This window comes from Citrobacter sp. HN-141, from assembly GCF_033341895.1.
In the GTDB taxonomy this organism is placed as follows: domain Bacteria; phylum Pseudomonadota; class Gammaproteobacteria; order Enterobacterales; family Enterobacteriaceae; genus Citrobacter.
The window spans coordinates 113,843-133,222 of the sequence record NZ_JAWPBF010000008.1 but is presented as its reverse complement, the minus strand read 5'-3'; the positions used below and the strand labels follow the sequence as shown (position 1 = coordinate 133,222).

The following is a 19,380-nucleotide window of genomic DNA, read 5'->3' as shown; positions in this document are numbered from 1 at the left end:
GATTATTCAAAACGACGACGCGCGTTGGCTTCGCGTGCGGCACGGGCAACTTCGACTGAAACCACACGACGACCAACGGGCCAGAGTGCAATTGCGGCGATTTTAAAGTTCGCAATACCAACCGGAATACCAATAATCGTAACGCACTGGGCAATACCGGAAACAATATGCATCAGGCACAGCCACCAGCCGAAGAAAATCAGCCAGAAAATGTTGAGCAGCGTACCGCCGGTATTCAGAAGCACGTTTTTACCCGCTGGGTTGAGTTCATCAACGTGAATGGCTTCATTACCGTAAGGGAACAGCGACAAGCGTGTGATTTCCCAGCAGGAGCGGGTCAAGGGTAGTGTGAAGATAAGCACGATACTGACTAACGTCGCCAGTAACCAGGCTAAGGTGGTGGCGAATCCCCCAAGCACAAAATTTAAAATATTCAGAACAGTACGCATAAACCCTCGGTTAACTCTGGTTTTCTGTGAGTTTGGCAATTGTAACGTTTTTTTGGGCTGGAGCACGTTTTCTCTGGCGGTTACACTGATAAGCAAACCTCTTCGTGTGGATCCGCGTAAGTCTTATGGAACTGAAAGCAACTTCTCTGGGAAAACGTCTGGCGCAACACCCTTACGATCGGGCCGTTATTCTCAATGCCGGCATTAAAGTCTCCGGCGACCGTCATGAGTATCTTATTCCATTCAATCAGTTACTGGCTATCCATTGTAAAAGGGGCCTGGTATGGGGCGAACTGGAATTTGTGCTTTCTGATGATAAAGTTGTACGCCTTCACGGCACTGAATGGGCGGAAACCCAGCGTTTCCACCATCATCTGAGCATGCTCTGGCAGCAGTGGAGCCAGGAGATGAGTGACGTCGCAGCAGGGGTGCTACAGGAACAGCTGGATGCGATTGCCGTGCGTACAGGGGAAAACAGATGGCTGACGCGGAGCCAAACATCCGGATTGCAACAACAGATCCGCCGTGCTTTTGACGCGTTGCCCCTGCCGGTCAGTCGGCTGGAAGAATTTGATCATTGTCGTGAGGCGTTGCATCAGTGCCAGGCGTGGCTGCAGGACATTGAAGCGTGTCGTTTGCAGCATAACCAGGCATATACCGATGCGATGCTGGCGGAGCATACCGAGTTTTTCCAGAAGATTGAGTCCTCACCGCTGAATCCAGCCCAGGCTCGTGCGGTGGTGAATGGCGAGCAGTCGCTATTGGTGCTTGCGGGTGCAGGAAGTGGCAAGACATCCGTTCTGGTTGCGCGTGCGGGCTGGTTGCTGGCGCGGGGAGAAGCGGCTGCTGAACAAATCTTGCTGCTGGCGTTTGGTCGCAAAGCCGCTCAGGAAATGGATGAGCGCATTCGCGAATGGCTGCAGACGCAAGACGTCACCGCGCGGACGTTCCATTCACTGGCGTTGCATATTATTCAACAGGGTAGCAAAAAAGTCCCGACAGTCAGCAAACTCGAAAATGATACTGCCGCCAGAAATAAGCTGTTTATCGCCACCTGGCGTCAGCAGTGCAGCGAGAAAAAAGCACAGGCTAAAGGCTGGCGACAGTGGCTGGAAGAAGAGATGCAGTGGTCTGTGCCAGAAGGTAATTTTTGGGACGATGAAAAATTACAACGTCGCCTGGCCTCGCGTCTGGATCGCTGGGTTAGCCTGATGCGTATGCATGGTGGATCACAGGCGGAGATGATCGCCAATGCGCCGGAGGCGATCCGCGACCTGTTCAGCAAACGTATAAAGCTGATGGCGCCGTTGCTCAAAGCCTGGAAGAGTGCTCTGAAAGAAGAGAATGCCGTCGATTTTTCTGGATTAATCCATCAGGCGATTGTCATTCTGGAGAAAGGGCGCTTTATCAGCCCCTGGAAGCATATCCTGGTTGATGAATTTCAGGATATCTCCCCGCAGCGCGCCGCCCTGTTAGCCGCATTGCGCAAGCAAAACTCACAGACCACGCTATTTGCCGTGGGGGATGACTGGCAGGCCATTTACCGTTTCAGTGGTGCACAACTTTCGTTGACTACCGCCTTCCGGCAACACTTTGGTGAGGGCGATCGCTGCGATCTGGATACGACATACCGTTTTAATAGCCGTATTGGCGAGATAGCCAATCGGTTTATCCAGCAAAACCCGCATCAGCTTAAGAAACCGCTCAATAGCCTGACAGCAGGCGACAGGAAAGCCGTCACTCTGCTCGATGAAAGTCAACTGGATGCGCTGTTGGATAAGCTATCCGGCTTTGCGAAAGCAGAAGAACGCATACTGGTGCTGGCGCGATATCACCACCTCAAACCTGCCAGTCTTGAGAAAGCAGCGACCCGCTGGCCCAAACTACAGCTGGATTTTATGACTATTCATGCCAGTAAAGGACAGCAGGCGGATTATGTCATTGTCGTTGGGCTTCATGACGGCAACGATGGTTTTCCGGCCCCGGCCCGTGAGTCGATTATGGAAGAAGCATTACTGCCAATGGTCGAGGATTTTCCGGATGCAGAAGAGAGAAGATTGCTCTACGTGGCTCTTACGCGTGCCCGGCATCGGGTGTGGTTGCTGTTTAATAAAGACGCGCCATCCTGTTTTGTTGATGAACTAAAACAACTGGATGTCCCGGTAGCGAGAAAACCCTGAAGAACAGGCGGCGGCCGCCGCCTGTCTGGTGATTATTTGAGGCGCTCTGCCAGATACCGGGCGTAATCCGGGATCAGGATGTCCGTCGCATCGCTGAAATTTGGTGACTGAATAATAAAATCGGCGGTAGATACGTTAGTGGCAACCGGAATATTCCAAACCGTGGCCAGGCGCAGAAGGGCTTTAACATCCGGATCGTGAGGCACGGCGTTGAGTGGATCCCAGAAGAAGATCAGCACATCAATTTTCCCTTCAGAGATCAGTGCACCGACCTGCTGATCGCCGCCCATTGGACCGCTAAGCATGGCGTTGACATCCATGCAGGTCGCGCGTTGAATGAGATTTCCTGTCGTGCCTGTCGCATAGAGGACATGCTTTTCTAACAATGGCTGGTGGCGTTCCACCCAGCTCATCAGCATCTGTTTACAGTGATCATGTGCAACCAGCGCAATATGCTTACGCGCCGGTAAAGTGCGAGTCGTCAGTTCCATAATACAGCTCCCAAGTTAACCTTATTACAGAGTACTGGAAGCGCTTGATGCTGCAAGAGAAAGACAAAAAAAATGCGTAGGCGAACATAAACGTCATGAGGGTGGCTGTTTCTCTGCCCATTGCAGAAAATTACTTCGTGTTTGCGCATCGGCCTGGCCGAACCAATATTTCAAACGCTGTTCGGTGAGCGTTTGCGACTGTGGCGGCACCCGATCCAGTTCAGAGACTCCCGAGAGCAATGCGCTGTCATCTGCCATCATAGTGGCAAATTGTGGGAGTGAAGCGTGCTTAGACGATTTGTTATAGCGTTCAGTCTCGAGTTCGTAATCCACGATTTTTGCCGATGAGGTAATCGACAAAATATCCAGCTTGACCGGGATGGGCATGGAATCACCATCTACTAGTTCCACACGGGGCGCGTCATCGAAATGCGTTGCGTCTCGTTCGTTGTTCAGGCGGGGGAGATGAAAATTGACCTGACTAACCAACTGAGTATCAAAACTGATGACCAGCGGAGGAGAAATATACAGACGTTCTTCATGGCTGGAGAGACGAATCGTTTTCTCAACGCGAAAGACAAGCTGATGCCGACCATTCTCCAGCTCAATACTGTCGGCACCGCGCAGTAAAGAGCTGGATACCTTTTTTCCGTCCAGCACCAGAAGGTCAATATCATTAGACAGGCGCAAAGAGGTCGCACAAACGGTTACCGGCAGAAGCAGAGCAATCAGGGCTGTCACAATGCCGGCTTTCATAAGGTTCTCCTGTCCAGAAAATTATCTGCATAAGATGTATCTAAATTTTTCGACAATCATGTTTACTAACATATAGACATATTTTCCAGTTTAGCTCTCATGCGCCAGTATGGGATGAATGGTTGCGACGTCAGGTTTGTCGTACACTTTGCAAAACAGCCTGGAGGAAGACGATGAAAGAGACCGATATTGCTGGCATTTTGACATCTACCCGTACGATTGCGCTGGTAGGAGCAAGCGATAAACCCGATCGCCCGAGCTATCGGGTAATGAAGTATTTACTCGATCAGGGTTATCACGTTATCCCCGTGTCTCCTAAGGTTGCCGGGAAGACGCTGCTGGGGCAGCAGGGCTATGCGACGCTGGCAGACGTACCAGAGAAAGTGGATATGGTGGATGTCTTTAGAAACTCAGAAGCAGCATGGGGAGTCGCACAGGAGGCTATTGCTATTGGCGCGAAGACCTTGTGGATGCAGCTTGGCGTGATTAATGAGCAGGCAGCCGTGCTGGCGCGCGATGCGGGCCTGGCGGTAGTGATGGATCGTTGCCCGGCGATTGAAATCCCCAGACTGGGACTGGCGAAGTAAGGTTGTACTGTTGCCGGATGGCGCATTGTATATCCGGCCTACAACGGTGTTTGTCGTAGGCCGGAGAAATGTTGTCAGTTGCGCAGGCGTGGAGCCTGGAGCTGTTTACGGATTGTCCGTGCCAGTTCATCCATCGACGGTTGCTCTGGATGTTCTTCCTGTAGCTCGCTACTCAACTGTGCTTCAGCCAGGTACGTATGTACTGGCAGGCCATTATCGTCTTCCATCACCACGTGATACCAGGGAGCGGCGCGAAGTTCGTCGTTTACCGCCAACTCATCAGGTGACGGGTCATCAAGCGAATATTCCGGGTCGATATCCACGACCACTCCGAGGTAACCTAACAGGGAATGGCGGACCTGCTGGCCGATACCGAATTTGCTGGCAATCATAGTCACCTCCCGGGAAATAGATACCCTCTATGTAAGGGTAATATTCCACTTTTCAAGTTACATGATGCGACAGGCAAACCCTTTCAGATACAGCCCTTCCGGGTAGGTAGCGATCACGGGATGATCGGCGGCCTGACGGAACTGCTCTATAAATTGTACATCACGCCCGGCATCTATTGCGGCATCGGCGATGATTTTCTGAAATAAATCGGTGGTCATCAATCCGGAGCAGGAGAATGTCAGCAGTACGCCACCCGGATTCAGCAACTGAATTGCCAGCATATTGATGTCTTTATAGCCACGGCAGGCGCCCATCAGCTGGCTTTTGTTTTCGACAAACTTCGGCGGGTCCATCACGATAACATCAAATTTCTCACCACGATCGCGATAGGCGCGCAGCAGTTTGAACACGTCGTCACGAACAAATTCGGCTTTGCTCAGATCCAGCTTGTTCAGCTCTACGTTCTGGCGGGCGATGTCGAGTGCTTCCTGGGAAGTGTCAACGCTGACGACCTGGCGGCAGCCCCCCATTAATGCAGAGACGGCGAATCCACCGGTATAGGAGAAACAGTTCAGTACGCGCTGATTTTCCACATAACGACGCGTGGCCAGGCGGCTGTCACGCTGATCGAGGTAATAACCGGTTTTATGTCCGTGCTGAATATCAACCAGCAGTTTCATCCCGTGCTCTTCAATCGGCAGCAGAGCTGGCGGCAGTTCACCCGTGACGGGACCCTGAGTCAGTTCCATGCCTTCTTTTTTACGCACGGCAACATCGCTACGGTCATAAATTGCGCACTCCGGGAAGACAATCTGCAGGGCGCTAATTAATGCGGCACGTTGATACTCGGCGCCTGCGCTGAGCAGTTGCAGCACCAGAAAGTTACCGAAACGGTCAATGGTGATGCCCGGCAGGCCATCAGACTCCCCGGCAATCAGTCGATAGCTGTCCAGCCCGTCCTTTTTCGCCAGGCCAGTCTCGCCACTTCTGTGCTTGTTGCAGACGGCGGGTAAAGAAATCAATATCGATGGATTCAGACTTGTCGAATGTCCAGACACGTGCACGGATCTGCGACGCGGGTGAGTACGCGCCGCGTGCTAACCATTTACCCTGATGGTCAACAATATCGATGGTTTCACCGAGGTTGGCTTTACCTTCCATACGTGCGACGGCACCGGAAAATATCCACGGATGGCGGCGCAGTAATGATTTTTCGCGCCCTTTGGCTAACACTAAACGTACACTCATAATTTACTATTCTGTCAATTCAAAGAAATGGGCGCCATTGTCCTGAGTTTTACGCATATTTGCAACGCGCGCTGTGATGATAAGGAGAACCGCAATGTCGAAAGTCTGCATAATCGCCTGGGTCTATGGCCGGGTTCAGGGGGTTGGATTTCGCTACACCACCCAGCATGAAGCACAACGGCTGGGATTGACTGGCTACGCGAAGAATATGGATGACGGCAGCGTAGAGGTTGTCGCCTGCGGTGAAAGCGACCGGGTGGAACAACTGATGAAGTGGTTGAAAGCCGGGGGGCCGAGCAGCGCCAGGGTTGACCGGGTTCTCAGTGAACCACATCGTCCTGGCGACGAGCTAAAGGGATTTAGTATCCGCTATTAAATACATTTCACCGGTTTCGGCAGCCCGGCAATTTTAGTTGCCTGCTTGGCCGGACCTTTCGGGAACAGGCGGTAGAGATAACGGCTATTGCCTTTCTCTTCGCCAAATTTGTTGGCCATCGCTTTGACCAGCATGCGGATAGCGGGGGAGGTATTAAACTCCAGATAAAACTCGCGTACGAAACGCACCACTTCCCAGTGTTCCGCGGAGAGCGTAATGCCTTCGTTTTCAGCAATGGCAACTGCCAGTGGCTCGCTCCACAGCGTGGTATCTTTCAGATAGCCTTCGCTATCGGTACTGATTTCTTTACCTTCAAAGATCAACATAATTCTTCACTGCGTTAGTCAAACTGGCGGCAGTTTACCAAAAAAGAAAGCCCCGCATAAGCGGGGCTGGATAATGCGTGTGGACATCTTAATCGCGGCTGGCAAAGCCCAGAATGCTCAACAGGCTGACGAAGATGTTGTACAGCGAAACATACAGGCTAACGGTGGCACGAATATAGTTGGTTTCACCGCCGCGGATGATATTGCTGGTTTCAAACAGGATTGCGCCTGAAGAAATCAGGATAAACACCGCGCTAATCGCCAGATGCAGCGCTGGCAGTTGCAGGAAAATATTCGCAACCATACCAATCAGCACTACCACGATACCTGCCATCAGCATACCGCCGAGGAAGGACATGTCTTTACGCGTGGTCAGAACATACGCAGAACAGCTGAAGAAGACCAGCGCCGTACCACCCAGCGCCATACCGATCACGTCACCCATACCTGCCGACAGGTAAGTGTTCAGAATCGGCCCCAGGATGTAACCCAGGAAACCGGTGAAAGCGAAAGCAGACAGAATACCTACAGGTTTATCTGCTGTTTTGTAGGTCAGGAACATCAGACCATACATACCAACCAGCGTCAGAATCAGACCCGGAGACGGCAACATCAGTACTGTACTGGCAGTTGCGGTGATCGCTGAAAACGCCAGCGTCAGGCTGAGCAGGAAATAGGTATTACGCAGCACCTTATGCGTGCTGAGTAGCGATGTACGATCGCGCGAAGAACTAATAATACGATCCATGAGTCACTCTCTTATGACAGATGTAATTAATGATGGAGGATAATGAAATCACCGGAAACGACCCAGCGGTTTTACCCATCTTTACGCATTTTAACCCGCCAGGCTTAAGCATATTATTTCAGCAAAAGCATCTGGATTAGATGTTACCACTGTTTATGCAAAAATGTCAGATCGATATCTGCCAGGTAACTGAAAAATATTGCGTTATTCCCTGCATGCCTTTAAGAGTGACAGCGGTGTCAACATAAAACAGAGCAATAAGGTAAAGGGAATGACGCAACATAAATCGAAGGTATTTACATCTACGCTGTTGGCTGTCTGTTTGATGTCTATCAACGGTGTGGCGAGCGCCGCGACTGTTCCCGCGGGCACAGAACTGGCAGCTCAACAAGAACTGGTCAGAAATAACGGCAGTGAGCCAGCCTCACTGGATCCGCATAAAGTTGAAAGCAACGTTGAGTTTAATTTAATCAGCGATATGTTCGATGGACTGGTGGCCGTAAACCTGGATGGCACTATTGCGCCCCGTCTTGCGGCCTCCTGGGAGAATAAAGATAACACTGTCTGGACCTTTCATTTACGTCCAGGCATAACCTGGTCAGATGGGTCGGCTATTACTGCACAGGATGTCGTCTGGAGCTGGCAGCGCCTGGTTTCACCGCAAACTACCTCACCTTATGCCTCTTATCTGGGCAATATGCATGTCGCAAATGCGGTTGATATTGCTCAGGGGAAAAAAGATCCCGCTACGCTTGGGGTCAAGGCGCTGAATGACACCACGCTGGAAATTACCCTGACGCAGCCGACAGCGGCATTTTTAGCGATGCTGGCGCACCCATCACTGGTCCCGCTGGATAAAGTGCTGATTGGCCGCTTTGGCGATAAGTGGACTCGTCCGGAGCACTTTGTCAGCAGTGGTGCGTATAAGTTGTCGCAGTGGGTCGTCAATGAGCGGATTGTTGCCGTGCGCAACCCGCATTACTGGGACGATCGGCACACGGTCATTAATAAAGTGACGTATTTGCCCATCAGTTCAGAGGCTGCAGACGTTAACCGTTACAAAGCCGGGGAAATCGATATTGTTTTTAGTGTTCCGGTCAATCAGTTCGCTCAATTGAAAAAGACGATGGGTGATGAACTCCATGTCTCACCTCAGCTTTCAACCTATTATTATCAGTTTAATACCACGCGTGCGCCGTTTAACGACCCGCGCGTGCGTCGGGCGTTGAATATGGCGCTGGATAAAGACATCATCGCACAAAAGGTGATAGGACAGGGACAGCGTGCGGCGTGGGTTATCAGCCAGCCTGAAATTGGCGGGGTAAAATTACACGCGCCGGACTACGCATCATGGCCACTCGACAAACGCATTGATGAGGCAAAAAAACTGCTGGCGGAAGCAGGCTACGGTCCGGAGCATCCGCTTAGCTTAAATCTGCTCTACAACACTTTCGAAACGCATCAGCGAATCGCGATCGCCGCCTCGTCAATGTGGAAGAAAAATCTTGGCGTTGAGGTAAAGCTGCAGAACCAGGAATGGAAAACTATGCTGGATACCATGCACACCGGCAATTTTGACGTCGTACGCTATGCATGGATAGCGGATTACGACGATGCGTCGAGCTTCCTCAACATTTTCCGTACTGGCGATAGTGAAAACACCGCCCGATACAGTAATCCAGCCTACGATGAAGCGATGCGTAATGCGGCAAAAGCCCGTTCTTTGCCAGAACGCGGGCAATACTACCAGCAGGCGGAAGACGTGTTAGGCGAGGATGTACCGGCGATTCCGGTTTACCACTATGTCCGCACACACCTGGTGAAGCCGTGGGTAGGCGGATTTGCACCGGATAACCGCGGGAATTACTTCACCAAAGATATGTACATCAAAAAACATTAAGCAGCAGTAGCCCGGATTTGTGCTGAATAAACGGTCAATTTGTTGTTATTTAAGTCGATTAACAACATTTTGGCTGTTTTTCAGGCAAACGAACACATTGGTGCTTTACAGGTCCGTTCGGGATGTTTATAGTGCGCCTCATTGGAAGCGTGGCCGAGCGGTTGAAGGCACCGGTCTTGAAAACCGGCGACCCGAAAGGGTTCTAGAGTTCGAATCTCTACGCTTCCGCCAAATTAAACAAGGGGTTATCGAAAGGTAACCCCTTTTTGCTTTTGAGGCATTAGAATCGCCTGGTAATATTCGCCCATCCCCTCATGTCACATTCGAACACTTACTTACCCCGATCCCTGGCTTTTCCTTGTCGTGCTATACGCTGCAATTTAACTACACATCTAAAGTCTTTCCATATTGCCGTGGCTGAAGGCATGGTCATGATGTCTTCATGACCTGTAAAAGCCTTAACTGAATCCAGGTCAGTCCAGTAGTGTTTCCCTGGGGGAGGCAAGTTCAGATCATCAGCAACTCGATGCGCTGCTTACCTGTAAGTGCGGCTCATCGCCGCACCCTTAACATATTCACGGATGGCTAATAAATCGGGACAGGCGTTGGCGCAAAAGGCGGTTTTCCTGCCGCAGTTGTGCGTTCTCCTCGAGCAGCGTCAGTGCGACGGCAATGCCTGGCCAGTCAAGCGCCAGTTCATGGCGCAGACGTAGTGCGCGTTGCACCACGGTCAGCGCATGGTCATCAAAGGTCTCATCTTCAAGGGGTTCGATTACCCCTAAACCAACAATTTCATTCAGTTCCTCTGCAGAAACACCGGTATGCAGACAAAACTCGGTAATGGTAAAGGTAACGGTCACGTTAGCCATTATGCTTTCCCCCACTCTTTACGCGGATCAAAGGACTTCTGCGCATCCGCCAGCTGTTGCCACAAGGCTGCGCTGTTGTCGTCAGGTTTCGGCGGCATCACGATTTTGATGACCGCGTACAGGTCGCCAGTATGTTTTTTACCGACCAGACCTTTGCCTTTGATACGTAATCGTTGCCCAGCCTGGCTTCCTGCGGGGATGGTCAGCAAAATACTCTCTTTGAGTGTTGGTACAGTCACTTTTGCGCCCAATGCGGCTTCCCATGGGGCAAGCGGAACGACAACTTCCAGATCCTGATTAACAATATCAAACAGCGGATGCGGCGCGATATGAATCACCAGCCACAAATCACCGTTCGGGCCACCGTTTTCACCAGGGGTTCCCTGACCTTTCAGGCGAATGCGCTGCCCATTGCCGACACCGGCCGGGATCTTAACGTTGAGGGTTTTGGGGATTTCCCGCTCGATCATGCCAAACGCATTGTATACCGGCAGGTTGTAACTGATGGTGCGGCTATGCTCAGCAAGGGTTTCTTCGAGGAAAACGGCGACCTCGATTTCAATATCATGTCCGCGACTGGCGTGGCGCTGCCGTGACTGATGTGCGTGCTGGCCAAAAATTGAAGAGAAGATATCGTTGAAATCTTCAGCGCTGTAGCTTTGACCTTCTCCTTGCTGGAACTGACGATTAAACTGCGGGTCGTTGCGATGCTGCCACAGCTGGTCGTATTCGGCGCGTCGCTGTTCATCGCTCAGGACTTCCCAGGCTTCGGCAACTTCTTTAAAACGGGCTTCAGCGTCGGGTTCTTTGCTGACATCGGGATGGTACTTTCGCGCGAGACGACGGTAGGCGGTCTTGATTGTCTTGAGATCGTCTGTCGGCTTCACGCCCATAATGGCGTAATAATCCTTTAATTCCATAGCGTTCTCTCGTGTAAATCAACACATGAAGAAGGCAATCCCTCTCAAAAGGTATCACCGTTAAGTTTAGGGTAATCCTGATAGGCGCGAATGCCAACCATGAAAAAGGGGGGCGCAGGTCATAAAAGGGTCACCGGTTAACGCGGTGAGCCTGCTTGTTGATTTACCTATCACATACATTTTCCCTTTTCACCTGACTGTTCGTTGTTGAGCGAAGCATCGCATTTAATCCGGCAATAGAATGGCTGAAATTAACAAGGGAGAGATGCTGAATGATCGCCGTTATTTTTGAAGCAGATGTGCCCCTTCAGGAGAGGGAGCGATATCTTCAACTGGCCTCAGAGCTGAAGCCGTTGTTGGCAGAGATCCCAGGGTTTATTTCTATCGAACGATTTCACAGCATTAATACGCCCGGGAAAATGCTGTCACTTTCATGGTGGGAGGATGAGGATGCAGTGCTCAGGTGGAAATGCAACGTCAGGCATCAGGCCGCACAACAGGAGGGTAAGCAGTTGATTTTTTCATATTACCGAATACGTGTTGCATCTGTTTTGAAGGATTATGCCTCTGAAAAAGGTTCTGCCAGCGTATATGGCAGTTAACAGTCAATAATGACCGCCTGTAGCAACAGGAGCCAGAACAAGCTCTGGCTCCTGTTGATGGTGCGTCAGGAATATTAACGGCTTATCAAGGTCTGGAAAAAAGAGAACGCACGGTATCAGCGTAGTTCTGGACAAAAGCGTTAACGTTATCTGATTTTAACCCTTTCGGGTTAATCATATATTTACCCTTGATAAAGATAGCCGGTACACCTTTCAGGTCTACCGCTTTAGCCAGCTCCTGTTGCTTCGCCGTTAATGATTTTACGGCAAAGCTATTCCATGCGGCATCATAGTCGCTTGCACTGACGCCAGCGCGGATAAATACATTGCGAATATCATCTGCTGTTTTAACAGTTTGTTTTTTCTGCACGGCATCAAACAGTAAAGGTTTTACTTTATCTTCCACGTTTAACAGCATAGCGACAGACCAGGCGTGTGTCATCTCCGGCCCCAACGGACCTAAGAAATCGACGTGATACTCAGTGAGTTTGACATCAGTAGGTAATGCTTTTTTCACGTTATCAGTGACTTCCAGAACTTCATCATACTGGTAGCATGAAGGGCAATAAAATGAAAAAAACTTAAGCGCAGCAGGCGCTGACGCAACGGGCTTTTCAAGTGAAATATATTCTTTGCCATCGGTAAATGTTGCTGCCTGAACGCTCACCGTAAAAAACAGGCCTAGAAGAGGAAGTAAGATTTTTTTCATTTTCATATACTCTAAATAACATTTAACAAACAATTGTTTTGATGATGAACATAACGTTCATTGCGGCAAGTGATAATACAATATTCATCCAGAAATGTGCTGACCCTTACTTTCATTTACGTAGGAATATCCACTGACGGGCTTCTCATTCATTTTTATCGTCAGTGGTCAAATATCTGTTGAGACGCTTTGGGAATGATAGATAATAAACCCTGTGATATTTCCAGCTTTGTTTTATTAGCGCTATTATTTTGCAATAATGAAATTAATTAACAATATTAATTATCATTTCTGAACAGCGCGCTGGGGAGGAATGAGAATTGACCGGCCTCTGCCGACATAACTTTACAGGGTAAAGGTTGCCAAAAACTCGCCAGTGACTAAGATAACTCGCGTCAATCAGCGAGGGTATAATGGCGAAACGTCAACGGATGGGATGGTGGTTCCTCTGCCTGGCATGTGTTGTGGTGATGGTATGCACCGCGCAGCGCATGGCGGGTTTGCACGCGTTGCAGATGAACACCGCGACCGCTGCTGTTGTCGTGAGCGCCCAGGTCGATACCGATGAAGCTTCGCCCGTTACGCCTTGTGAACTAAGCGCAAAATCATTGCTGGCTGCGCCGCCAGTATTGTTTGAAGGCGCGATTTTGGTGCTATGTTTGCTCCTGTCGCTGTTGGCACCTGTGCGGGCATTTCGCCTGCCTTTTTTCCCTCCGCGCGCCATCTCGCCGCCCACACTTAGGGTTCATCTCCGATTTTGTGTCTTCCGTGAATGACAGCGCAGCCGTTGCTGACTGTTAGATAATTATTCACGGAGAAAAAATATGAAGACTGTTTTCAGGCAGGCGCTGCTCTGCCTGTTATTGCTATGGCTGCCCGTATCCTGGGCGGCTGATATCGGCTGGCTGCGTTCACCCGATAACAATCACGCCAGTGTGCGGTTACGTGCCGATACAGCCGCAGGCGGTGAAACCCGACTGCTGCTGGATGTTAAACTGGAGGATGGCTGGAAAACCTACTGGCGATCGCCGGGTGAGGGCGGTGTAGCACCGTCCATCGTCTGGAAAGATAAAATGCCTGCTGTTGATTGGTACTGGCCGACGCCCGCACGTTTTGAGGTCGCCAATATCACCACTCAGGGATATCACGATACTGTCACCTTTCCGATGGTCGTACGCGGCACAACGCCAGCCACCCTTAACGGTGTATTGACCCTATCAACCTGCAGCAATGTCTGCCTGTTAACGGATTTTCCCTTTTCCGTGACGCCGAGCGTCCAGGACCCGTCTTTTGCTCATGACTATGCGCAAGCGAAGGGGCAGATACCGCTGGCCAGCGGCCTGACCGAGTCGCTTAGTGCCGGGGCGCGAGCCGGAGAGCTGGTGGTTGAGGCGCGTCGTACGGGTGGCTGGTCTGCGCCGGGTCTGTACCTGGACACCGTTGATGATGCGGATTTTGGTATGCCGCAAATCCGCGTCGAGGGCGAAACACTACGGGCAACGGTTCCGGTTCATGACAGCTGGGGGGAAGGGGCACCGAACCTTCGTGGTAAGCAACTGACACTGGTTCTGGCTGATAACGGCGTTGCGCAGGAAAGTCGTCTTGCCATTGGCGATGCGCCAGTGGTGCAGAATGCAGCGATCCCGCTGTGGCAGGTGGTGCTGATGGCGCTGTCAGGCGGGTTGATCCTTAACTTAATGCCCTGCGTGCTTCCGGTGCTGGGCATGAAGCTGGGCTCGATTTTACTGGTTGAGGAGAAAAGCCGTCTTCAGGTTCGCCGCCAGTTTCTGGCTTCGGTGGCTGGCATCCTGGTCTCTTTTATGGCCCTCGCGCTGCTGATGACGGTGCTGCGCCTGACCAATCAGGCGCTTGGTTGGGGGATCCAGTTCCAGAGCCCGTGGTTTATCGGCGTTATGCTGCTGGTGATGCTGACGTTCAGCGCCAGCCTGTTTGGGCTGTTTGAATTCCGCCTTCCTTCAGCAATGACCACCATACTGGCAACTCGCGGCGGTAACGGCTTGTCAGGACATTTCTGGCAAGGCGCGTTTGCGACGTTGCTTGCCACACCGTGCAGTGCGCCATTCCTGGGGACGGCAGTGGCGGTGGCGTTGACTGCTTCGCTGCCGACGCTATGGGGGCTGTTCCTTGCGCTCGGGTTGGGGATGAGTTTGCCATGGTTGCTGGTGGCACTGCGTCCGGGCCTGGCGCTGCGTCTGCCACGTCCGGGGCGTTGGATGAACATCTTGCGGCGTCTTCTCGGCGTGATGATGCTGGGCTCGGCTATCTGGCTGGCAACATTGCTGCTCCCGCATCTGGGGTTCGCAAGCCAAAGTACAGCCAAAGAGAGTGTGAACTGGCAACCGCTAAGCGAGCAGGCCATCGAAGAGGCACTGGCCCAGCATAAGCGCGTATTTGTAGATGTGACGGCTGACTGGTGCATTACCTGTAAAGTCAATAAATTCAATGTGCTACAAAAAGAAGATATCCAGACTGCGCTGCAACAACCCGATGTGGTGGCTCTGCGGGGTGACTGGACGCTGCCCTCTGACGCGATCACCGAATTCCTGAAAAAACGCGGCCAGGTTGCTGTGCCGTTCAACCAAATTTATGGCCCCGGTTTGCCGCAAGGCCAGGCATTGCCGACGTTGTTAACCCGCGATGCGGTGCTGAATACACTGGCCGACGCCAAAGGAGTGAACCCATGAAAATGATGATTGTCCTGCTGTTAACCCTGTTTTCTGCCGTCAGCGTGGCGAAAGAACCTGCGCCATTTACGCCTGAGCAGGAGAAGCAAATTGAAGCGCTGATTCAGGAAGCGCTGTTTAACGATCCCAATAGCCCGCGTATTGGTGCCCGGCAGGCTAAACTGACGCTGATTAATTTCACCGATTACAACTGCCCGTATTGCAAGCAGTTGGACCCGATGCTGGAAAAAATTGTACAGAAGTATCCTGATGTAGCGGTGGTAATTAAACCGCTGCCGTTTAAAGGGGAAAGTTCGGTTCTGTCGGCGCGAACTGCGCTGACGACCTGGCGTGAGCATCCGCAGCAGTTTCTGGCGTTACATGAGAAACTGATGCAGAAGAAGGGCTACCACACGGCAGTGAGTATCAAACAGGCACAGGAGAAAGCCGCTGCCAGCCCGGTGACGCTGGATGTGCAAAGTGAAGAGACGCTGAGCACCAACCTGCAACTGGCACGTCTGGTTGGTGTGCGAGGCACGCCGGCAACGATTATTGGCGATGAGCTCATCCCTGGGGCAGTACCGTGGGAAACACTGGAAGAGGTGGTCAAAGAAAAACTGGCGGCCGCAAATGGTCAGTAAACTGCGCCGCTGGCTGCGCGAAGGACTGATCTTACTGGTGTTATTCGCCGGGGCGATGTTGTTGATGGATGCCTGGCGAGCGCCCCAGCCTCCCGCAGCGTTTGACAGTACGCCTTTGCAGACGCTGGATGGTGAAAACGTTACGCTGGCCGCGCTCAGCAAAGAGGAACCGGTGCTGATCTATTTCTGGGCGAGCTGGTGCGGCGTGTGTCGGTTCACGACACCGGACGTCGCCAGACTGCACTCAGAAGGCGAGAACGTGATAACCATTGCGCTGCGTTCTGGTAATGAGGCGGAGGTGATGCGCTGGCTGGCGCGTAAAGGCGTAGTCTTTCCCGTCATCAACGATGCCGACGGGGCCATCTCCCGCAGTTGGGACATCAGCGTCACGCCAACGCTGGTCGTGATGTCGCACGGTCGCGTAGTGTCGACAACCAGCGGCTGGACCAGTTACTGGGGAATGAAGCTACGCCTCTGGTGGGCAAAAACTGTCTGATTCTGATGCCGGGGAAACCCGGCATTTTTTATGCTGCAGCACACCAGGAGGGCATATTTCGTTTCCCGACGAAGCAAACCTGGCGATTGACGTCCAGAATAGGTCATCCTCTTTTTTCCTGGAACGTACATGATGGCAACTTCTTTCGCGCTCGACCCCTCCCTGGTGATAATGATTGCCGCAACCTTTGTGCTGGCAGGGATGGTGAAAGGCGTAACGGGCATGGGCTTGCCCACGGTGGCGATGGGGATACTCGGATCGCTTATTTCTCCGGTCGCGGCGGCGGCGATGCTGCTGTTACCTTCTCTGATTAGCAATCTTTTTCAGTTTGGCGGTGGTGGTAATACCGGCCGATTGCTGCAACGATTGTGGCCTATGCTGCTGGCGGTGGTGATTGCCACTTTGCTTGCCAGTGTCTGGATCACCGGGGGCGACACAACCCGGACCCAGTTTGCGCTGGGCATGGCACTGGTGGCCTATGCCATCTGGACGCTGATGGGAAAAAAAATAACCGTGGAGCCGCAGCGTGAAAAACCCTTTTCCCTTGTCATTGGATTGGTGACCGGTTTATTGACGGGGGGAACGGGGGTATTTGTCATGCCCGCCGTGCCATGGATCCAGTCTTTGGGCTTTGAAAAGGATGAATTGGTGCAGGCGCTTGGCATTTCGTTCACGTTTTCGACGCTGGCGTTAGCACTGGGCTTGTGGTGGCACAATGCGTTACCTGTTCAGTCCCTAAGTTTATCGGCTTTTGCCATTCTTCCTGCGCTACTGGGACAGTGGCTAGGGACTCGTGTGCGGCGAGTGATTTCTCCAGTGGTGTTTAAACGCTGTTTTCTGTTCTGCCTGGTGGGGTTGGGCGTGGAGATGATGCTGCGCGCCGCGTAAGTCTCGCTGTGACTTTACGCCCGTTTCATGCCATCGTTAATTCAGAGGGTTAACGCCAAAGGAGGTGCTATGGCATCGGTGATACTGCACGAAGAAGAGGGTGAACTGGAGTCGCAAATGGCGCTCACTGCGGCAGTGATGGCGGATAAATCGCGTTCGCGTATGCTGTGTGCCTTGATGGATGGGCGCGCCTGGACCGCAACCGAACTTAGCGCGGTGGCGGACGTGTCAGCCTCGACGGCCAGCGCGCATCTGGCGCGTCTGTGTGAACAACGATTTGTTGTGGCGTTAGCCCAGGGGCGACACCGTTATTTTCGCCTGGCAAGTACGGAGATAGCCGGCCTCCTGGAGCGCCTGATGGGTGTGGCATGGTCTGCATCAACGTCGCGAAAAATCACCACCCCGATAAACCTGCGGCATGCGCGAACCTGCTATGACCACCTTGCGGGCGAAGTGGCAGTGAGGCTTTTTGATACCCTGGTTGCCCGGCAATGGTTAACAGCGGATGGCGAAACGCTGACCGATCTGGGGCAGCAAAAACTGGCAGAAATGGGGATTGTTCTTTGTGCCGGAGTTACCCGACGAAAAGTAAGCTGCGGCTGTCTGGACTGGAGTGAGCGACGTTATCATCCTGGCGGCGTGCTCGGTGCTACATTGCTGAGCTGGTTTAGCGAACAGAAGTGGATTAAAACGCAGACAGGTAGCCGCCACGTCACCTTTACCCCCCTTGGTGTGCGCAAACTTCAGACGGAGTTTGGCATTAAACCGACACGGTAGATCCCTCATTTTTGCGAAAGCGTTCCCGGAAAAATGTCATATATCTGTCACACTCTGTGGTGATTGATAACAACAAGAGGTCGTAGGGATGAAAAAATCGTTAATCGCCACCGTCGTGGCGGGGGCTGTATTGCTGTCAACGGCTGCACAGGCGCAGACGGCACCAGAAGGTTATCAGCTTCAGCAAGTATTGATGATGAGCCGACATAACTTACGTGCACCTTTAGCCAATAATGGCAGCGTTCTCGAGCAGTCGACCCCCAAACAATGGCCGGAGTGGGATGTCCCGGGCGGACAACTCACCACGAAGGGCGGCGTGCTGGAAATTTATATGGGCCATTACATGCGTGAATGGCTGGCAGAACAGGGCATGGTGAAATCCGGTGAATGTCCGGCACCGGGCACGGTTTACACCTATGCTAACAGCCTGCAGCGGACAGTGGCGACGGCGCAGTTTTTTGTCACGGGGGCTTTCCCGGGGTGTGACGTTCCGGTCCATCATCAGGAAAAAATGGGTACCATGGACCCCACTTTTAACCCGGTGATCACCGATGATTCTGCGGCATTCAGTCAGCAGGCTGTTCAGGCGATGGAGAAAGAGCGCGGCCAGATGCAGCTTGACGAGAGCTACCAACTGCTTGAGCAAATCACAAACTACAAAGACTCGCCGTCGTGTAAAGAAAAACAGCAGTGTTCCCTGACTGATGCGAAAGACACATTCAGTGCGAAGTATCAGCAGGAGCCTGGTGTTTCCGGGCCACTGAAGGTGGGGAATTCGCTGGTTGATGCCTTCACCTTGCAATATTACGAGGGCTTCCCGATGGACAAGGTCGCCTGGGGGGAGATCAAATCCGATCAACAGTGGAAGGTGCTGTCGAAGCTGAAAAATGGTTATCAGGACAGCCTGTTCACCTCTGCAGAAGTGGCGCAAAACGTCGCCAAACCGTTGGTCAAATATATCGACAATGCGTTGGTGACTGAACGGGCGAAAGCGCCGAAAATTACGCTGCTGGTGGGACATGACTCGAACATTGCTTCATTGCTCACGGCACTGGATTTTAAACCGTATCAGCTTCATGACCAGAACGAACGTACGCCGATTGGCGGTAAAATTGTCTTCCAGCGCTGGCATGACAGCAACGCAAATCGCGATCTGATGAAAATTGAGTATGTGTATCAGAGTGCACAGCAGCTGCGAAATGCGGAGGTTCTGACGCTCAAATCCCCGGCCCAACGTGTGACGCTGGAACTGAAAGGCTGTCCGATTGATGCCAATGGCTTTTGCCCTGTTGATAAATTCGATAGCGTACTGAATGAGGCTGCGAAGTAAGCCAGGAAAA

General features: G+C 52.1%; 21 protein-coding genes, 1 tRNA gene and 1 pseudogene. 13 read left to right on the top strand and 10 right to left on the bottom strand.

Annotated features, from left to right (window positions below; all coding sequences use genetic code 11):
- Positions 1–2: 2 nt before the first annotated feature.
- Positions 3–449: a YccF domain-containing protein gene (locus RYZ59_RS11855; RefSeq protein ID WP_202039000.1), complete on the bottom strand. Its 447-nt coding sequence runs from the start codon at positions 447–449 to the stop codon at positions 3–5.
- A 125-nt stretch (positions 450–574) separates the two neighbouring features.
- On the opposite strand from RYZ59_RS11855, the gene helD reads away from it, so the two are divergent.
- Entirely contained in the window at positions 575–2,629 is a 2,055-nt protein-coding gene (helD, locus tag RYZ59_RS11850) for a DNA helicase IV (RefSeq protein WP_318047988.1), read from the top strand.
- 32 nt (positions 2,630–2,661) lie between these two features.
- Here helD and mgsA read toward each other — a convergent pair whose 3' ends face one another.
- Entirely contained in the window at positions 2,662–3,120 is a 459-nt protein-coding gene (gene mgsA, locus RYZ59_RS11845; protein ID WP_318047989.1) for a methylglyoxal synthase, read from the bottom strand.
- Between the two features lie 93 nt (positions 3,121–3,213).
- Positions 3,214–3,876 carry a curli synthesis inhibitor gene (csgI, locus tag RYZ59_RS11840; RefSeq protein ID WP_137382856.1) on the bottom strand — a complete coding sequence of 221 codons (663 nt, stop codon included), beginning with the start codon at positions 3,874–3,876 and terminating at the stop codon, positions 3,214–3,216.
- Positions 3,877–4,049: 173 nt separating this feature from the next.
- On the opposite strand from csgI, the gene RYZ59_RS11835 reads away from it, so the two are divergent.
- Complete coding sequence (locus RYZ59_RS11835) at positions 4,050–4,463, top strand: CoA-binding protein (protein WP_006685217.1); 414 nt, start codon at positions 4,050–4,052, stop codon at positions 4,461–4,463.
- 74 nt (positions 4,464–4,537) lie between these two features.
- Here the strand turns inward: RYZ59_RS11835 and hspQ are convergent, their stop codons facing one another.
- Both hspQ and rlmI read right to left on the bottom strand, forming a co-directional pair.
- Positions 4,538–4,855: a heat shock protein HspQ gene (hspQ, locus tag RYZ59_RS11830; RefSeq protein WP_005123508.1), complete on the bottom strand. Its 318-nt coding sequence runs from the start codon at positions 4,853–4,855 to the stop codon at positions 4,538–4,540.
- A 57-nt stretch (positions 4,856–4,912) separates the two neighbouring features.
- A pseudogene (gene rlmI / locus RYZ59_RS11825) lies at positions 4,913–6,104 on the bottom strand (23S rRNA (cytosine(1962)-C(5))-methyltransferase RlmI).
- A gap of 94 nt (positions 6,105–6,198) precedes the next feature.
- On the opposite strand from rlmI, the gene yccX reads away from it, so the two are divergent.
- The gene (gene yccX, locus RYZ59_RS11820) at positions 6,199–6,480 is read left to right on the top strand and encodes an acylphosphatase (protein WP_020996508.1); all 282 of its coding nucleotides are present in this window, start codon (positions 6,199–6,201) and stop codon (positions 6,478–6,480) included.
- On the opposite strand, the gene tusE is transcribed toward yccX, so the two are convergent.
- Together tusE and yccA are read right to left on the bottom strand one after the other, a co-directional pair.
- A complete protein-coding gene (gene tusE, locus RYZ59_RS11815) occupies positions 6,477–6,806 on the bottom strand; it encodes a sulfurtransferase TusE (RefSeq protein WP_202038997.1) in 330 nt (109 codons plus the stop codon). The two genes, yccX and tusE, sit on opposite strands and share 4 nt — an antisense overlap.
- 88 nt (positions 6,807–6,894) lie before the next feature.
- Positions 6,895–7,554 (bottom strand): FtsH protease modulator YccA, encoded by a 660-nt coding sequence (gene yccA, locus RYZ59_RS11810; RefSeq protein ID WP_003035917.1) that lies wholly within the window; start codon positions 7,552–7,554, stop codon positions 6,895–6,897.
- Between the two features lie 271 nt (positions 7,555–7,825).
- Between yccA and RYZ59_RS11805 the strand changes: the two genes are divergently transcribed.
- Entirely contained in the window at positions 7,826–9,454 is a 1,629-nt protein-coding gene (locus RYZ59_RS11805) for an ABC transporter substrate-binding protein (RefSeq protein ID WP_318047990.1), read from the top strand.
- Between the two features lie 143 nt (positions 9,455–9,597).
- Positions 9,598–9,685 (top strand) — tRNA-Ser (locus tag RYZ59_RS11800).
- Between the two features lie 344 nt (positions 9,686–10,029).
- On the opposite strand, the gene cbpM is transcribed toward RYZ59_RS11800, so the two are convergent.
- Both cbpM and cbpA read right to left on the bottom strand, forming a co-directional pair.
- Complete coding sequence (gene cbpM, locus RYZ59_RS11795; RefSeq protein ID WP_318047991.1) at positions 10,030–10,323, bottom strand: chaperone modulator CbpM; 294 nt, start codon at positions 10,321–10,323, stop codon at positions 10,030–10,032.
- Positions 10,323–11,243: a curved DNA-binding protein gene (gene cbpA / locus RYZ59_RS11790; RefSeq protein ID WP_202038995.1), complete on the bottom strand. Its 921-nt coding sequence runs from the start codon at positions 11,241–11,243 to the stop codon at positions 10,323–10,325. The genes cbpM and cbpA overlap by 1 nt, the downstream gene beginning before the upstream one ends.
- A 272-nt stretch (positions 11,244–11,515) precedes the next feature.
- On the opposite strand from cbpA, the gene RYZ59_RS11785 reads away from it, so the two are divergent.
- The gene (locus RYZ59_RS11785) at positions 11,516–11,845 is read left to right on the top strand and encodes an antibiotic biosynthesis monooxygenase (protein ID WP_318047992.1); all 330 of its coding nucleotides are present in this window, start codon (positions 11,516–11,518) and stop codon (positions 11,843–11,845) included.
- Positions 11,846–11,930: 85 nt separating this feature from the next.
- Here RYZ59_RS11785 and dsbA read toward each other — a convergent pair whose 3' ends face one another.
- A complete protein-coding gene (gene dsbA / locus RYZ59_RS11780) occupies positions 11,931–12,554 on the bottom strand; it encodes a thiol:disulfide interchange protein DsbA (protein WP_318048087.1) in 624 nt (207 codons plus the stop codon).
- 413 nt (positions 12,555–12,967) lie between these two features.
- Here dsbA and RYZ59_RS11775 point away from each other — a divergent pair, with 413 nt between their 5' ends.
- The 7 genes from RYZ59_RS11775 to agp all read left to right on the top strand — a co-directional run bounded on the left by RYZ59_RS11775 (position 12,968) and on the right by agp (position 19,370).
- On the top strand, positions 12,968–13,330 hold the full coding sequence (locus RYZ59_RS11775; RefSeq protein WP_202038992.1) for a copper resistance protein: 363 nt from the start codon (positions 12,968–12,970) through the stop codon (positions 13,328–13,330).
- 48 nt (positions 13,331–13,378) lie between these two features.
- Entirely contained in the window at positions 13,379–15,259 is a 1,881-nt protein-coding gene (locus RYZ59_RS11770; protein ID WP_318047993.1) for a protein-disulfide reductase DsbD family protein, read from the top strand.
- Positions 15,256–15,879, top strand: coding sequence for a DsbA family protein (locus RYZ59_RS11765; RefSeq protein WP_318047994.1), 624 nt, complete (start codon positions 15,256–15,258; stop codon positions 15,877–15,879). Before RYZ59_RS11770 ends, RYZ59_RS11765 begins: the two co-directional genes overlap by 4 nt.
- Positions 15,869–16,375, top strand: coding sequence for a protein disulfide oxidoreductase (locus tag RYZ59_RS11760; RefSeq protein ID WP_318047995.1), 507 nt, complete (start codon positions 15,869–15,871; stop codon positions 16,373–16,375). Before RYZ59_RS11765 ends, RYZ59_RS11760 begins: the two co-directional genes overlap by 11 nt.
- 132 nt (positions 16,376–16,507) lie before the next feature.
- The gene (locus RYZ59_RS11755; RefSeq protein WP_202039718.1) at positions 16,508–17,263 is read left to right on the top strand and encodes a sulfite exporter TauE/SafE family protein; all 756 of its coding nucleotides are present in this window, start codon (positions 16,508–16,510) and stop codon (positions 17,261–17,263) included.
- A gap of 69 nt (positions 17,264–17,332) precedes the next feature.
- A complete protein-coding gene (locus tag RYZ59_RS11750; protein WP_318047996.1) occupies positions 17,333–18,040 on the top strand; it encodes a winged helix-turn-helix domain-containing protein in 708 nt (235 codons plus the stop codon).
- Between the two features lie 88 nt (positions 18,041–18,128).
- The gene (gene agp / locus RYZ59_RS11745) at positions 18,129–19,370 is read left to right on the top strand and encodes a bifunctional glucose-1-phosphatase/inositol phosphatase (RefSeq protein WP_318047997.1); all 1,242 of its coding nucleotides are present in this window, start codon (positions 18,129–18,131) and stop codon (positions 19,368–19,370) included.
- Positions 19,371–19,380: the final 10 nt, after the last annotated feature.

Excerpts from the sequence above, each read along its gene's own strand:
- yccX (WP_020996508.1), top strand. The coding sequence starts at position 6,199 with ATGTCGAAAGTCTGCATAATCGCCTGGGTCTATGGCCGGGTTCAGGGG.
- cbpM (WP_318047991.1), bottom strand. The coding sequence starts at position 10,323 with ATGGCTAACGTGACCGTTACCTTTACCATTACCGAGTTTTGTCTGCAT.
- mgsA (WP_318047989.1), bottom strand. The coding sequence starts at position 3,120 with ATGGAACTGACGACTCGCACTTTACCGGCGCGTAAGCATATTGCGCTG.
- cbpA (WP_202038995.1), bottom strand. The coding sequence starts at position 11,243 with ATGGAATTAAAGGATTATTACGCCATTATGGGCGTGAAGCCGACAGAC.
- yccA (WP_003035917.1), bottom strand. The coding sequence starts at position 7,554 with ATGGATCGTATTATTAGTTCTTCGCGCGATCGTACATCGCTACTCAGC.
- RYZ59_RS11765 (WP_318047994.1), top strand. The coding sequence starts at position 15,256 with ATGAAAATGATGATTGTCCTGCTGTTAACCCTGTTTTCTGCCGTCAGC.
- RYZ59_RS11755 (WP_202039718.1), top strand. The coding sequence starts at position 16,508 with ATGGCAACTTCTTTCGCGCTCGACCCCTCCCTGGTGATAATGATTGCC.
- agp (WP_318047997.1), top strand. The coding sequence starts at position 18,129 with ATGAAAAAATCGTTAATCGCCACCGTCGTGGCGGGGGCTGTATTGCTG.
- RYZ59_RS11835 (WP_006685217.1), top strand. The coding sequence starts at position 4,050 with ATGAAAGAGACCGATATTGCTGGCATTTTGACATCTACCCGTACGATT.
- RYZ59_RS11785 (WP_318047992.1), top strand. The coding sequence starts at position 11,516 with ATGATCGCCGTTATTTTTGAAGCAGATGTGCCCCTTCAGGAGAGGGAG.
- RYZ59_RS11775 (WP_202038992.1), top strand. The coding sequence starts at position 12,968 with ATGGCGAAACGTCAACGGATGGGATGGTGGTTCCTCTGCCTGGCATGT.
- RYZ59_RS11805 (WP_318047990.1), top strand. The coding sequence starts at position 7,826 with ATGACGCAACATAAATCGAAGGTATTTACATCTACGCTGTTGGCTGTC.
- RYZ59_RS11855 (WP_202039000.1), bottom strand. The coding sequence starts at position 449 with ATGCGTACTGTTCTGAATATTTTAAATTTTGTGCTTGGGGGATTCGCC.
- helD (WP_318047988.1), top strand. The coding sequence starts at position 575 with ATGGAACTGAAAGCAACTTCTCTGGGAAAACGTCTGGCGCAACACCCT.
- RYZ59_RS11750 (WP_318047996.1), top strand. The coding sequence starts at position 17,333 with ATGGCATCGGTGATACTGCACGAAGAAGAGGGTGAACTGGAGTCGCAA.
- csgI (WP_137382856.1), bottom strand. The coding sequence starts at position 3,876 with ATGAAAGCCGGCATTGTGACAGCCCTGATTGCTCTGCTTCTGCCGGTA.
- hspQ (WP_005123508.1), bottom strand. The coding sequence starts at position 4,855 with ATGATTGCCAGCAAATTCGGTATCGGCCAGCAGGTCCGCCATTCCCTG.
- RYZ59_RS11770 (WP_318047993.1), top strand. The coding sequence starts at position 13,379 with ATGAAGACTGTTTTCAGGCAGGCGCTGCTCTGCCTGTTATTGCTATGG.
- RYZ59_RS11760 (WP_318047995.1), top strand. The coding sequence starts at position 15,869 with ATGGTCAGTAAACTGCGCCGCTGGCTGCGCGAAGGACTGATCTTACTG.
- dsbA (WP_318048087.1), bottom strand. The coding sequence starts at position 12,554 with ATGAAAAAAATCTTACTTCCTCTTCTAGGCCTGTTTTTTACGGTGAGC.
- tusE (WP_202038997.1), bottom strand. The coding sequence starts at position 6,806 with ATGTTGATCTTTGAAGGTAAAGAAATCAGTACCGATAGCGAAGGCTAT.